The organism is Paenibacillus sp. PastF-3, assembly GCF_029893135.1.
GTDB lineage: Bacteria > Bacillota > Bacilli > Paenibacillales > Paenibacillaceae > Paenibacillus_AQ > Paenibacillus_AQ nitricinens.
This window is the reverse complement of sequence record NZ_JARXWM010000005.1, coordinates 325,905-340,451: the sequence shown is the minus strand read 5'-3', so window position 1 is coordinate 340,451 and position 14,547 is coordinate 325,905. Positions and strand designations below refer to the sequence as shown.

The window sequence follows — 14,547 nt, the reverse complement described above, 5'->3', positions numbered from 1 at the left end:
CCAGTATACTATGAATTAACTTAGCACGGAACCAAAAGTACTGTCAATGGGCATTTTTTCGTGATAACCAGCTTTTAATAATCATCGTCACCAAAGCCAACAACAGGAGCAGAGAAGCTACTGCAAAAGAGGCTGAAAATTGATACTCATTGTACAAAATCTCGACATGCAGCGGCAGTGTATTTGTCTCCCCACGTATATGACCGGACACGACTGAGACTGCACCGAACTCGCCCATGGCCCGCGCATTACACAAAATAATGCCGTATAATAACCCCCATTTAATATTAGGAAGCGTGACTCTGAAAAAGATTTGCCACCCATGTGCTCCGAGGGTTATCGCTGCCTCTTCCTCCTGTGTCCCTTGATCCTCCATCAGTGGTATCAACTCACGCGCTACAAAAGGAAAGGTAACAAACAGTGTGGCCAACACTATGCCTGGAAGCGCAAATACGATCTTGATATCATGGGCGCTCAGCCAAGGGCCAAACCAACCGTTAGCGCCGAAGACGAGCACAAAGATCAGACCGCCGATGACAGGCGATACTGCAAAGGGGAGATCAATCAAGGTAATGAGAAACCCTTTGCCTCGAAAACGAAACTTGGTTACTGCCCATGCAGCCGCTACGCCAAAAAAGGTATTCAGTGGAACAGTGATCGCTGCAACAAGCAACGTCAGCCGCAGCGCGGAGCGGGCATCTGGATCGGTCAGAGCAGCTATATATACGTCCCAGCCCTTTTTCAGCGCCTCTGTCAGCACTACAATCAAAGGCAAGGCAATCAGCCAAAAAAGGACTAGGCCAGCAGCTCCGATCAATACCCATTTTACAGCCTTGGTTTCCGTTGTCGCTGGCGAGGACGTATTCTTCTGCAGCCGGGGGGCTTGGAGTGGGATAGTGCCTGCCACAAGTGATTCCTCCTTTAAAGGGTTTTACGAAAGCATGATTTGCTTCTGAAAAATGCCGAATGGCGGTAAATATGAAGGGTCTTGAGTAAATTTGGGAGTTATCGGACTGTCTGCTATCTCCGAGTTTGTTAACCCTGATTATTGGAATGGGTCACTCCAAGGAATATTGGACTTCCGATCGCTGTTATCCTCAGATTTCCTGATTTGAACCGCTCACCGCGGAAGAAATCCGAGGATAAGCATATGCTTACGATGCTAGCTTTCCGTTGGAAAGCTTTCGGGCGAACGCTACGCTTCTACAGTTCCAATATTCCTCTCCGTTCCTTTCTTACCAATTATTCAGTTTCAAACACCGAGATCGCTATCGCTCCTCCAACACCCAAATTACTCTTCGGGTACTTTATCTAACGGAAGATTCCGCATTTTCACGGAAGCAAGTATGCTTCCTAAAATAAAGTCGTCATTTACCTGTTAGAGTGTAGCTTCGCTAGTGCTCGCTCAGCAAGTTCTAATACAAAAACATTAGAGAAATAAGGAGTAACACCGAAAGAACTTACCGAGAAGTCTTACGCACCCAACGCTGGAGCGTATTAATGACTAATAGCATTAAGAAGGAAATGAGAAGCAGGAGCAACGCAACGGCGGTAGCACCAGCATAATCATACTGCTCCAGTTTGGACATAATAAGCAAAGGCGCAATCTCCGTTCTCATCGGCATATTACCGGAGATGAACACGACAGAGCCGAATTCGCCGATACCACGGGCAAATGCCAAAGCAAAGCCTGTTAACAGCGGAGGGAACAACTCTGGCAGTACCACTGAACGAAAGGTTCTCCAGCGGCCTGCACCAAGGGTTGCTGAGGCTTCTTCCATATCACGATCCAAATCCTCTAGCACCGGCTGTACCGTTCGCACGACGAACGGTATTCCGATGAACATTAAGGCGAGGGTAATGCCAAGCGGAGTAAATGCCGCCTTTAATCCTAGTGGCTCAAGCCACGCCCCGATCCAGCCATTTGTGGCATAAAGAGCCGTCAAGGAGACACCAGCTACAGCTGTCGGTAAAGCAAACGGAAGATCAATCAGCGCATCAAATATTCTTTTACCCGGAAATTCGTAACGCACTAGTACCCACGCTAGCAAGAGACCTAGAATAGCATCCACAAAAGCAGCGGCCGCTGCCGTAGACAGACTGACACGATACGAAGCCAATACACGCGGATCAGTAGCTACATCCCAGAATTTCGCCCAGCTCAGCCCAGTAGAATTGAACAGCAATGCTGAGAGTGGCAAGAGTACCACGAGACTCAGATAAAGTACGCTGTACCCCATCGTTATCCCAAAACCGGGTAGTATCTTTCGTCGCGTTGTCGCCGATACAGCTGTAGTCGTTGCGGTGACATTCATCCCCTAATCATCCTTTCTCGCCTTCGGCAGGTTAGCCGATCAGCCCCTTACTAGGGACAAATCTCTTAATGAGGTTGTTCAAAAAGTCCACTTTTGATCACGAAGTATCCCAAGAAGCTTACTCGACATCGAATATTGAATTCAGGCGTAGCTTCCACTACGCTCCGCTCCTCAGTTTCTACCTTCTTTCAATCTTCTCGGTGCTGAAAACCGTACTTTTTGAACACGCACTTAAAGAAAAATATAATTTCCGTTTTATTAATCTGTTATTTAGCACCCGGCACATAAATCTTGTCAAAGATCCCGCCATCGTTAAAATGCTTCTCTTGCGTTTCTTTCCAGGTTCCGAATTTATCAGCCAATGTGAAGAGCTTTATTTCCGGGAACTTATCTTTATATTGTACTTTCACGCTTTCTAGCGTCGGGCGGTAGTAGTTCTCAGCTGCGATTTTTTGTCCTTCCTCCGTATAGAGATACTTCAAGTAAGCCTCGGACACTTCACGCGTATTTCTTTTATCCACAACCTTATCTACTATTGCTACCGGCGGTTCGGCCAGGATGCTCTCAGATGGATTCACGATATCGAATTTATCTGGACCAAGCTCTTCTACAGAAAGATAAGCTTCATTCTCCCATGCAATCAGCACATCGCCAATTCCACGCTCTACAAAAGTAGTCGTAGAACCGCGCGCACCCGTATCCAGCACCGGAACATGTTTGAACAATTCTTTTACAAATTCCTCAGCCTTAGCTTCGTCGTTATTGTTGTGGTCTAGCGCGTAACCCCACGCCGCCAAGTAGTTCCAACGTGCGCCACCTGATGTTTTCGGATTCGGTGTAATCACTTCTACGCCTTCCTTAAGCAGATCTGGCCAATCTTTGATTCCTTTTGGATTTCCTTTGCGTACTAAGAATACGATCGTCGAGGTGTACGGTGAACTGTTATGATCAAATTTACTTTGCCAACCTTCATTAATAAGGCCCTTTTCTTGCAATGCATCAATATCATAACCAAGTGCTAATGTCACAACATCCGCTTCCAGACCATCAAGCACAGCACGGCTTTGTTTCCCCGATCCACCGTGGGATTGTTTAATGGTGACCTTCTGTCCTGTTTCTTTCTCCCAATAGGCAGCAAAAGCTTTATTATAATTCTCGTACAATTCGCGAGTAGGGTCATAAGATACGTTCAGTAGTTCTACTGGATCTTTGGATGGCGCTTTTGTAGCTTCAGCAGCATTCGTGGCCTCCGCTGTGTTGGTTTTTGCTGGTGTGTCCGTTGCCGAACTAGCACTATTTCCGCTATTGTTATTGCCGCCGCAAGCAGCAGTAAGTCCTGCCGTCAACAATAAGGTAAATCCTACAAGAAGCCCTTTATTCATAGCTCTCTTCATCATTCCCACTCCCCCATGTTTTTCTTGCCTTCATTTCTTTCGTAAAAAAAGAACGGAGGAAAGCCCACGTATGGCAAGTCAAACCGGTCCTATGACACGTGTCTGCGAGCCTAATGCAGGCGTTCCTCCGTCTGTACGGTAAGAACTTTCTTCAATTATTCCTATCTACTTAGTTGGTTTATATGGATATAATACTGAAACCCTTTAACCGTGTCAAACCTTTTTTTCCAACCAATGACAAAGGAATCTTTCAATTCCCCTCGCTATACAGGCAATGGTGTGGGTTCCTGTAAGATCCACTTGTTATTGATGCTATAAAGTAATATTATTGCTACAGCTTATGGTCTAGAGAAATTACCGCTTAATGTCGGGAGTGAGAATATCATGGGTATGGATTTAGAGTACGCCCCTGCGCCGATAAGACCACGGCTTCATAGGAGAATGACTCAAGAAATTAGTCGAAGGATTAGGGGAACTTACCGTTATGATACAACGGTCTGGAGGACAGCAATCGCTGGTCTTTGGATCGTTTGCTTTTTGGCCTTCACCACTGCCGTATTAGGTATCCCCACTGGATTAGGGGTGCCAACAGATATTGCACTTGCTGCAGGGACGAGTACTATTCTGCTGGCCATTGCCAGCAATATCATTGCTGGCCTGATCGCGTTGACCGGCCTGCGCATCCCGCGTCTATTCGCAGGCTGTGTATTGAGCGATGTTGGAGCGATTCTACTAATCTTATATTACGCAGATTTTGAGATTGAAGCTGCGGCTGTCATTGCTGTTCTACTATCAGTATTAGGTGCCTTGGGCGGATTAGCCATCGGTCTGCTGCGCAGTAAAAGAATAACTATGGGACTTCTGCTTACTATTACGGTGACTTTTTCCCAACTTGCTCTGGCAAACGGAGTGCAGGAACTACCTACTTTAGAACCCATTGATATCAGTGATTCCGATGTAATTCCATTAACAGCCGCAAGTCCGTCACAACCTGGCAATCAAGCCTATCAGACCTTCACTTATGCCAGCGGTAAGGATTTGCATCGGCCCGAATACGGCAAGGATACCAATGTGATCTCTTCTACAGTAGATGCTTCTGCTTATATTAAGGATTGGTCAAAACTCCGCACTTTATTCTGGGGTTTCAATTATAATGCACTTCCACTGAACGGCCGAGTATGGATGCCTGAGGGCGAAGGTCCCTATCCGGTAGTTCTGATGGCGCACGGAAATCATATGATGGAGGATTACTCTGACGGAGGCTATGCTTATCTCGGTGAACTCTTGGCCAGCCGGGGGTTTATCGCAATTTCCCTGGATGAGAATTTTCTGAACTATTCTGCTTGGTCCGGTATTCCGGACAATGATTTCAAAGTACGGACCTGGATCATTCTAAAACACCTGGAGCAGCTAGCAGCTTTCTCGGATGAACCAGACAATCCTTTTTATCAAAAGATAGATTTCACAAAAACCGCCCTGCTCGGCCATAGCCGTGGAGGACAAGCTGTTGCTATGGCAGCAGATGCCGATCGCTGGTTCAAAAATGATCCCGTGATGAAGGCAGCAGATCGTTTTAATATAGCCTCTGTAATCGCCCTTGCCCCTACGGACAAAACGATAGACGATCAGCAAGCCCGTCTCAAGGATGTCAACTATTTGACGCTCCAAGGGGCTCGTGATGGGGATGTACATGATTTCTATGGTGACCGGCAGTATATACGTACTTCCTATTCCCAAGGGTCCTCTGCTTTCAAAAGCTCACTGTATATTGCGGACGCCAATCACAGTCAATTCAACAGCGATTGGGGCGCGTATGATCAGACATTACCTGCTGGCCTCTTTTTAAATCGAGCGCAAATTATGGATGCAGACAAGCAGCGGCAAATCGCTAAAGTGTATGTGTCAGCTTTTCTGGAGACCACTTTGCATGGAAAAGACGAATACCAGAGCTTATTCCGGGATTACCGCAGCGGACTGAAATGGCTGCCGGAGACCACTTACTACAATCGATTCCAGGATGGGGGATATCGGCCAGTAGCCACATTTGACGAGGATCGCAACAAGAATACCGTTAATCTCGGAACAGCAGAAGCATCCGGATTATCCTGGTCGGAAGAGCTCGCGAAGGATCGTGAATCGAAGAGCAAAGCCACATATGGTGTCGTTCTTGAACGTACAGCCAAAAAAGACGAGGAAGCTTATTACAACATTAAGCTTAAAGATAGTGTTGTTACTGAAATGGCCCTTTCAGACGCAGATGGCCTTACATTTTCCTTAGCAAACCTCAATGGTGATATCAAAGATGAACTAAGTATTCCGCTACCTCCCAATGTAGAGGTTGAGTTAACCGACAAAAATGATACCTCAGCACGCTTGCCGTTAAGTGTGGTAATGGATATTTTGCCACTGCCGCAAACTCAGTTCACGTTATTCCCATGGCTTGAAGAACGGATTAATGATGGGAAGTACGGTGATCTATCCGAAGCTGTATTTCAAACCTATGAGATGCCGTTCGAACAGTTTCAAGAGGAGGAACCTGAGCTAGAGCCTGAGAACCTGACGGAAATCACCTTCTACCTTGAAGCCGAGGGAGATAAAATCATGCTAGATGACATCGGATTTTACGATCTAGGAATTCGAAATATATTTTAAGGTAACTTGCTATTATACCTTTAAGGCCTTCCCCTCAGCACATGTACCGCTGATTGGAAGGCCTTTTATTTTGATGAATTTCGGGGAATAGCCCCTAATATTGAAACATACAATAACCTATTGCCAGCCTACAAGGCTTGAATACAAACCGGTGTCTTAATCTTCAACTCATTCCCTGTAGGAATTAATCTGCCACTGTCACTATCGATGGAGAACGAAGTAATAATATCACTATTTTGATTCGCAGCGAGCAGCTTGCCACCAATAATGGCGAAATTACGCGGAGTACGTCCGCCTGTAACCTGCCAATCTACCGCTTCAAGATGACCAGTTGAACCCTCAATATGGAACAAGGCAATACTGTCTTGTCCCCGGTTTGAGACATACAAGAATTTACCACATGGCGATACATGAATATCGGAAGCTGTATCGTCACTACCCGCATTATATTGCTCTGGAAGCGTGCTGACATGCTGTAAAATGCTGAGGTTTCCATTCTGCTCATCATTAGCAAACACCGTAACTGTACAGTTTAGTTCATTCGCCAGGTAAATCCATTGTCCTGATGGATGTACTGCCAGATGGCGGGGGCCTGAACCTGGTGGGAGATCAATCTCCCGATGCTTAGACAGCTTACCTTCTTCAAGGCGATAAATCAGAATTTGATCCAATCCCAAGTCGCAAACCAAGATATGCTTACCGCTTCCATCCGGAATAACAGAGTGTGGATGCGGAGCTTCCTGACGGTCTTCACGAATTCCTGAACCCACATGCTTCACTTGGTCAGACATGACCTGAAGCGAACCATCCTCATTTACAGGAAATACGTTGGCATTGCCACCGGAATAATTAGAGACGAATATGTAATCTTGCTTAGGACTAATCGAGACATAACAAGGAGCGCCACCTTCCGTAGGACGACTTCCAAGTGGACTCAGCGCTTTAGTAACAGGATTAACAGCAAAAGCATAGACCTCGCCCTCATCCTTCTCACTAACCGCATAGAGCACGCTGCCTGTGCTGTTTACTGCTAAAAACGATGGATTCTCAATACCCTTAGTACCCTCTAGAATCTTCATTTCCCCTGATGAAGGACTAAGTGAGCATAGTAGAATAGCTTCCTCACCTTCAGGGTTATACGTTCCCACATAAAACAATACTTCATTAGGCCGTTCCATAGTAGCGACTCCTTTGTTTGTATATAGTGTATTTACTTCTTAATTACCCTTTACTAATAGCAGCTTACGCAGTATTTCATAATATTTTTTCACTATAGCATGTTTATAGTTGTAATACATTATCGAACTCGTATTTTAAGACCATTTCCTAACTATCCCGGAACATGTAAGTTTTTACAAGTGGTTTAAACATGATTGGCAAGGTTAATAGTAGACATCGATAACAACAAAACGAAGGAGTTGAAGTAACATGAGTTTCTTATGGATGTTAATTGTTGGTGGGATTATTGGTTGGTTAGCGGGTCTGGTTATGGGCAGAGATATTCCAGGCGGGGTTATTGGTAACATTATCGCTGGTATTATCGGTTCATGGCTCGGCGGCGTGCTTCTGGGAAGCTGGGGACCTAAAGTAAGTGATTTCTACTTCTTCCCTTCTTTGATCGGTGCGATTGTCCTGATCTTTATCGTCAGCCTTATTCTTCGCTCGACAAGTGGACGTAGCCGTTCATAAGCTTAGGCTGAACCAATAACTATTGGACTACTTATATTATTAAAAATAGCAGGTCAAGGTTAACTACCTTGACCTGCTATTTGGTGTTTTCGGCCCCTTTCTACTTAAAGTAGTATGCAGTGCTTTTTATGGAGCTACTACCTCCATACAGCGGCTACACTTCAATGTTCTGCCATCGTTTTTCTGTTATAATGAAGATACAAGTGACTCAAATCATAGAGAGGTCGTGAATCATGGGTAGCATCAACCCCTCACTCCTACATATCGGCTCCACTATAGGGACCTTGCTCATGGCGCTAATGGTTATTTTTATTCGGCTAAAAGCTAGCGCACGTCCGGTTACCATTCGAAAAATATGGATTCCACCTCTCGGGATGTCGACTGGCTTTGCCATGTTCGTTGTACCTGAAGTTAGGTTCCCTTGGTGGTGGGCAGCGCTCGCCTTTCTAATTGGCTGGTTCATCTTTGCGTATCCTCTAATACGCAGCACAAACTTCGAACAACGGGATGGACAAATTTATGCTCAGCGTTCAAAGAGCTTTGCTTTCATTCTGCTCGGCCTCCTTTTAGTTCGCACCTTACTCCATGAATTTATTAATAGTTATGTTAGTATCCCTCAGTCCGGTGGATTATTCTTCATCTTGGCCTTCGGAATGATTCTTCATTGGAGATTCTTTATGTACAAACGCTATAAAGCTATCACCTCCTCGGAGGCACAGTCCCTACAGTCATAAGTATATATTGATATTCTAAGAAGCCATCTCAATTCATACGATTGAGATGGCTTCTTACGCGGATGAATACCTTAAAGTAAACAACATTTTTTTATGTCCGATGTTAGGTAACTTCTGGAGGGATACGTTAAAATATATGCATACTAACAATAGAAAGCGAGGTCAAGGCAATTGAAAAGCAAATCAAGAAAAGTTGCCATCGTCGGTGCCGGAATGGTCGGTTCCAGCTGCGCCTACTCCATGGTTAATCAGGCCATTTGCGACGAGATCATGATGATCGACCGCACCTATGACCGCGCTATGGCACAAGCACTTGATCTCTCACACTGCATGGATTTCACAAGCACACGCACCAAGGTGTATGCCGGAACCCATAGCGACTGCGCAGGAATGGATGTAGTTATCTTAACCGCTGGCGCTAATCCAAAGGCTGGTCAGACAAGACTTGACGTCCTGGAAGCCTCTGCAGTTATTACTAGAGAAATTATTACCAACATTATGGCTGGGGGATTCGATGGAATATTCGTAGTCGCCGCTAATCCGGTCGATATTGTCACCTATATGGTATGGAAAATATCAGGGCTTCCTCGCCATAGAATTATTGGTACAGGAACCTCCATTGACTCCTCGCGCCTTAAGACACTACTGTCTGATGTGTTCTCCATAGATCCACGCAGCGTTAACGGCTACGCACTTGGAGAACATGGTGAATCCCAGTTTGTAGCTTGGTCACATGTGACGATTGGCGGCAAGCCCATCCTGCAAATTATGGATCAGCATCGTGAACGCTTCCACCATCTGGATCTGGAGGACATCTCCCGCAAGACCAAAGATGCGGGCTGGGAGATATTCACCAAAAAAGGCTCCACACATTTCGGTATTGGCAGCGCACTGGCTTACATTACTCGTTCCATTCTGAATGATGAGCATAAGATCATTGCCGTATCCGCAATTCTGGATGGAGAGTACGGGCAAAGTGGTATATGTACCGGCGTACCTGCCATTATTGGCAACACTGGAATTCAAGAACTACTGGAGCTTAACCTAAACACCGAAGAAGCGGAGAAATTCAACGCCTCCTGCAGCATTGTTCGCTCAGGCATTGAGAGCCTACATTTGGAAGACAGCATTTAATCTCCTGCAAACGGAAAAATCGCTCTTTAGGGATCGGTAGATAACACCAATACCCTAAAGAGCGATTTTTTCATCCTTGATCTTTAACCTTTAATGCTCGGATACTGTTCAGTACAGCCAGCACGGTTACCCCAACATCAGAGAAGACAGCCTCCCACATCGTGGCAATCCCAAATGCGCCGAGAATAAGAAATATAGCTTTAACACCTAAAGCGAAAATAATATTTTGCCATACGATCATCCGTGTACGCTTGGCAATTCCGATAGCAACAGGAATCTTCGAAGGTTCATCCGTCATAATTACAATATCTGCCGCTTCAATCGCAGCATCGGAGCCCAGTCCGCCCATTGCGATCCCAACATCTGCTCTAGCTAGTACTGGGGTATCGTTAATTCCATCACCGACAAAAATAATTTTCTCGCGATGTGACTTTTCACGATCCAGCTTCTCGATGGCCTCTACCTTATGCTGCGGCAAAAGCTCCGCGTGTACCTCATCTACACCTAACCGCTTCCCAACATCTTCAGCTACAGAAGAAGCATCGCCAGTTAACATCACCGTTTTACGGATGCCAAGCTTCTTGAGGCTCTGAATAGCCTGCTGCGAGTCCTCCTTCACTTCATCAGCAATCACCAGGTAACCCCCATACTGATGATCCACCGCGATGTGAACAACTGTACCACTCTGCTCTGGCACCTCATAAGCTATACCTTCTCGCTCCATCAGACGCGCGTTACCTGCAAGTACAGTCTTGCCTTCAATCGAAACCTCGATCCCATGACCGGAAATTTCATTGTAATTCGAGATCGCTTCCTTAGAAATCTGTTCTCCATAAGCCGCCCTAATCGATTCGGCAATCGGATGGTTCGAATGGCTCTCCGCATAAGCAGCTGTCTGCAGCAATTCATCCTTAGATTTGCCACCTGACGGATAAATTCCTGTAACCTTAAATTGCCCCTTAGTCAATGTTCCGGTCTTATCAAAGACAACTACTTTCACATCATTCAATGCTTCAAGATAGTTGCTTCCTTTAATCAGAATCCCACTGCGTGAAGCTGCACCAATCCCTCCGAAGAAACCAAGTGGAATCGAGACCACAAGCGCACATGGGCAGGAGATCACTAGAAAGACAAGCGCCCGGTAAATCCAATCTGAAAAGGTCGCCCCGCTAATCACTAGTGGAGGAATGACAGCTAGCAGTACTGCTGTGATCACTACTACAGGGGTGTAAGCCCGTGCAAATTTAGTAATAAAGTTCTCCGTTTTGGCCTTGTTGCTCGAAGCATTCTGCACTAGCTCCAGAATTTTGGATACCGCTGATTCTCCAAAGGTCTGAGTGACTTGCATCGTAATAACACCGTTCCGGTTAATAAACCCACTTAATACCGTACTTCCTGGTCCAGCCGAACGCGGCACAGATTCCCCGGTAAGTGCTGATGTATCCATCATAGCGTTACCCTCAAGGATCGTTCCGTCCAGAGGTACCTTCTCACCCGGTTTCACAACAATCAAATCACCGATCGCTACTTCCTCGGGAGAGACTTTTTTCAGATCATTTCCAAGCTTAAGATAAGCAAATTCAGGACGGATATCCATAAGTGCTGTGATAGATCGGCGTGAGCGGTTTACTGCTAGACCTTGGAACAGCTCGCCGATTTGGTAAAAGAGCATAACCGCTACGCCCTCTGGATACTCACCAATCGCAAAAGCACCGATGGTTGCAAGAGCCATCAAGAAATTCTCATCAAACACCTGACCCCGGATAATGTTTTTAACCGCCTGCCAGACAACTTCACTGCCCACGATGAGATAGGCTGCTAAGAAAATCAGTAGTTCTACTACACCCTCTACCGGTAAGAATATTCCGGCAAGCGCAAGTATCCCACCGCCACCTAATCGCAGTAGAATCTTACGGGTATCACCTACTCCATGCTCGTGGCTGTGGCCATGGCTGTGACCATCCGCATCATCATGCTTATGTCCGTCTGCAGTCTGATGATCATGTTCATGGCCATGTTTGTGATCCTCCCCATGCTTGTGACTACTGTTATTCTGCAGCTTACGACTGCCCTGAGCCTTCTCTCTTACATTTACATGGGGCTCAAGTGCCTTCACCGTTTTCTTTGCTTCTACAATCGCCGATTCCTCATAACCTGCGGCGGTTTCCATCGTCATTGTCTTCGTAACAAAATTAACGGAACAAGACGATACGCCCTCGATTTTACTCACTTTATCTTCAATTTTCCTTGCGCAATTGGCGCAATCTAAGCCTTCTAATTCCCACTGACGTTTTACTTTTCCTTGCATCGTATCCATACGGCACATCTCCTCAAATAAAAACCATATATGAGCACTTGTTCATATGTTTTCTTATTGCTATTATATTCCCTTTATTTTTGAAGGTCAATACGGGATATACACCATTTTTCTCCGCTCCCATAAAAATTAAATAAATTGACCTTTTCGTGAAAATATGGTAAATCATGTATGATTGCATCCGAGATGGATTGGCAACTAAATTACACAGAAGGAAGGATGAATATATACCATGTCAAAGCTAGCCAAGACGTCTTCTTTTTCACAGAAACACCCTGTTTGGACCGTTGTTATTATTGAGGTGCTGTTACTTTTAGCGGTATCTGCCGCCGGAACTTACGCTACAATCAAAGAGCTTTCGTATACCGCCCCTGTACTGATCTCCTTTATTCCAATCGCACTTGTACTGATCATCTACTTCACGGTTAAGAACAAATGGAGTGATCTTGGCTTCCGTCCTCTGAATACCATTTCCTCTGGGAGGTGGATCTATTATGCACCTCTAGCTGTCGTCCTGATCACCATATCCTTTAAAGGCTTTCGTGAGATCAGTACGTCTGAGGTGTTGTTCTTTATCTTCTTCACCCTGCTTGTAGCCTTTGTAGAAGAAAGTATTTACCGCGGATTGATTTTCAAGACTTTACTCACTAAGGGCGCTAAAACGGCTGTGATTACTTCAAGCATACTCTTCTCTATTACCCACTTACTTAATGCTTTATCCGGTACAGACATGACGCAAATCCTCCTACAGCTCGTATATTCTGTTCTGATCGGTTTTGTGCTTTCTTTGTTGATGCTGAAAAATAATAATATTCTACCGCTGATATTGTTTCATTTTGTACATAATCTGATTCAGTTTGTTGGTAACGATAATACAAGCGAATATATGGGGATCGATCTATTCATTCTTCTCGTACTCGCTGTGCATTGTCTCTGGCTGGCTCTATCCTTTAGAAAACCAACCGTATCGAGCAACCTAAATCAATCTAGTTAACAAACTAAACCCTTGCTTCACGATATCTATAAGAAAAGGGAATCCCGTCAGCCATTACATGGCTTTTGAGATTCCCTTTTTTGATGTAAAAAAATACTTAATACCCAGCTATTCGTGACGGACATGCTCATGGGTCTGCAGAAAAATCTGCTCTACATGCGCATCGTTGAGCGAATAGAATACCGTCTTTCCTTCTTTACGACGCTTCACAATTCGTAAATTCCGTAAATAACGGAGCTGATGGGATATCGCAGATTGTCCCATATCAAGGATCACGGACAAATCGTGTACACATAATTCTTGCTGGGACAAAGCGTAAATGAGCCTCACTCGTGTGGGATCACCCAACGCTTTGAACATCTCTGCCATTTTATCCGTTATTTCTCGGTCAGGCAAAATCAATGCAATGGATTCCGGTTCAAGCTCCGAACCCTTGCATGTGTTATCGCAATCTTCTAATGCCGTTGGCTCCATGCTATCGCCTCCTCCACCAGCTAGTCAGCTTTGCTGATTGTGTTCCTCAATTATATGAAAACCAGCTCTGGATGTCCATCGAGAAGGCGTTTATAAGAATCGCTGTAAATCAGACCGCTTTACGATAAAAGGAGAGTAGTCCTGCCGCAAAAAACACAATAAAACTACCGCCCACTACTATCATCAGCGTTTCGAACGGTAAATTAAAAGCACCAAACGTGTCATCACCATACGGCATCATAGCCAACATCGGCTGTACCCAAGGATAATAGGGGCCAAAGGTTGAAGAATTGGCGATCAGCATATTAGGAATGGTCAGACTCACATTAAGCGCCAGCGGTGCGCCAAAACTGCTCCAGCCTTGAGAGATTGCCAGCTGCAGTGCAGCGAGTGGCAGACAGGCAATAAAGCCGCCAAATACCGAGCTTAGTAGCAGCGACCAGGGAATTGATCCTGGAACATCTCGGAATAAGCCCATCCCTAGTACCATCACCAGAAACGTTAGTTGAACCGCAGCCAGCAATCCGATAATCATCACATATTTTGAGAGGTACACTGATAACCGAGTCACAGGCAGAGACAGCAGCATCTTCCAGCCCCCGTCATGATGCTCATAACGACAGATCAGCGCTGCAAAAATACCCGAGAGCACAGGTAGAAACAGCAAGGCATGCATCATGGACATCACATTTAACAGCAGTTCCCAACTCATCTTCTCCCCTTGATTATCTGCCAATGCCCCGGGAAGTAATGCTAAAATCGGGCTGCCTATAACTAAAATCCAGACATATGATTTAGACATTTTTAATCGTTCTGCCGACAACACTCTCCAAAATGTATTCAT

At 45.4% G+C, this 14,547-nt stretch carries 12 protein-coding genes; 5 read left to right on the top strand and 7 right to left on the bottom strand.

Features of this window, described 5'->3' with window-relative positions:
• Positions 1-43: 43 nt before the first annotated feature.
• The 3 genes from cysW to M2444_RS13200 all read right to left on the bottom strand — a co-directional run bounded on the left by cysW (position 44) and on the right by M2444_RS13200 (position 3,709).
• The gene (gene cysW / locus M2444_RS13210) at positions 44-907 is read right to left on the bottom strand and encodes a sulfate ABC transporter permease subunit CysW (RefSeq protein WP_042184404.1); all 864 of its coding nucleotides are present in this window, start codon (positions 905-907) and stop codon (positions 44-46) included.
• A gap of 553 nt (positions 908-1,460) precedes the next feature.
• Complete coding sequence (gene cysT, locus M2444_RS13205; protein WP_280787170.1) at positions 1,461-2,315, bottom strand: sulfate ABC transporter permease subunit CysT; 855 nt, start codon at positions 2,313-2,315, stop codon at positions 1,461-1,463.
• A 266-nt stretch (positions 2,316-2,581) separates the two neighbouring features.
• Complete coding sequence (locus M2444_RS13200) at positions 2,582-3,709, bottom strand: sulfate ABC transporter substrate-binding protein (RefSeq protein WP_094869717.1); 1,128 nt, start codon at positions 3,707-3,709, stop codon at positions 2,582-2,584.
• A gap of 384 nt (positions 3,710-4,093) precedes the next feature.
• On the opposite strand from M2444_RS13200, the gene M2444_RS13195 reads away from it, so the two are divergent.
• The gene (locus tag M2444_RS13195) at positions 4,094-6,361 is read left to right on the top strand and encodes a poly(ethylene terephthalate) hydrolase family protein (RefSeq protein ID WP_280787169.1); all 2,268 of its coding nucleotides are present in this window, start codon (positions 4,094-4,096) and stop codon (positions 6,359-6,361) included.
• Positions 6,362-6,489: 128 nt separating this feature from the next.
• On the opposite strand, the gene M2444_RS13190 is transcribed toward M2444_RS13195, so the two are convergent.
• Positions 6,490-7,539, bottom strand: a complete 1,050-nt coding sequence (locus tag M2444_RS13190) for a lactonase family protein (protein WP_094869702.1) — start codon at positions 7,537-7,539, stop codon at positions 6,490-6,492.
• 250 nt (positions 7,540-7,789) lie between these two features.
• Here M2444_RS13190 and M2444_RS13185 point away from each other — a divergent pair, with 250 nt between their 5' ends.
• From M2444_RS13185 to M2444_RS13175, 3 genes are all read left to right on the top strand, one after another.
• The gene (locus tag M2444_RS13185) at positions 7,790-8,050 is read left to right on the top strand and encodes a GlsB/YeaQ/YmgE family stress response membrane protein (RefSeq protein ID WP_094869701.1); all 261 of its coding nucleotides are present in this window, start codon (positions 7,790-7,792) and stop codon (positions 8,048-8,050) included.
• Positions 8,051-8,283: 233 nt separating this feature from the next.
• On the top strand, positions 8,284-8,784 hold the full coding sequence (locus tag M2444_RS13180; RefSeq protein ID WP_094869700.1) for a CcdC family protein: 501 nt from the start codon (positions 8,284-8,286) through the stop codon (positions 8,782-8,784).
• Positions 8,785-8,955: 171 nt separating this feature from the next.
• Positions 8,956-9,918 carry an L-lactate dehydrogenase gene (locus M2444_RS13175; protein WP_094877912.1) on the top strand — a complete coding sequence of 321 codons (963 nt, stop codon included), beginning with the start codon at positions 8,956-8,958 and terminating at the stop codon, positions 9,916-9,918.
• Between the two features lie 70 nt (positions 9,919-9,988).
• Here the strand turns inward: M2444_RS13175 and M2444_RS13170 are convergent, their stop codons facing one another.
• Entirely contained in the window at positions 9,989-12,235 is a 2,247-nt protein-coding gene (locus M2444_RS13170; RefSeq protein ID WP_094877911.1) for a heavy metal translocating P-type ATPase, read from the bottom strand.
• A gap of 232 nt (positions 12,236-12,467) precedes the next feature.
• Here M2444_RS13170 and M2444_RS13165 point away from each other — a divergent pair, with 232 nt between their 5' ends.
• Positions 12,468-13,229, top strand: a complete 762-nt coding sequence (locus M2444_RS13165) for a CPBP family intramembrane glutamic endopeptidase (protein WP_280787168.1) — start codon at positions 12,468-12,470, stop codon at positions 13,227-13,229.
• A gap of 108 nt (positions 13,230-13,337) precedes the next feature.
• Here the strand turns inward: M2444_RS13165 and M2444_RS13160 are convergent, their stop codons facing one another.
• Together M2444_RS13160 and M2444_RS13155 are read right to left on the bottom strand one after the other, a co-directional pair.
• Positions 13,338-13,703: an ArsR/SmtB family transcription factor gene (locus tag M2444_RS13160; RefSeq protein ID WP_094869696.1), complete on the bottom strand. Its 366-nt coding sequence runs from the start codon at positions 13,701-13,703 to the stop codon at positions 13,338-13,340.
• A 109-nt stretch (positions 13,704-13,812) separates the two neighbouring features.
• Positions 13,813-14,547: an ABC transporter permease gene (locus tag M2444_RS13155; protein WP_094877909.1), complete on the bottom strand. Its 735-nt coding sequence runs from the start codon at positions 14,545-14,547 to the stop codon at positions 13,813-13,815.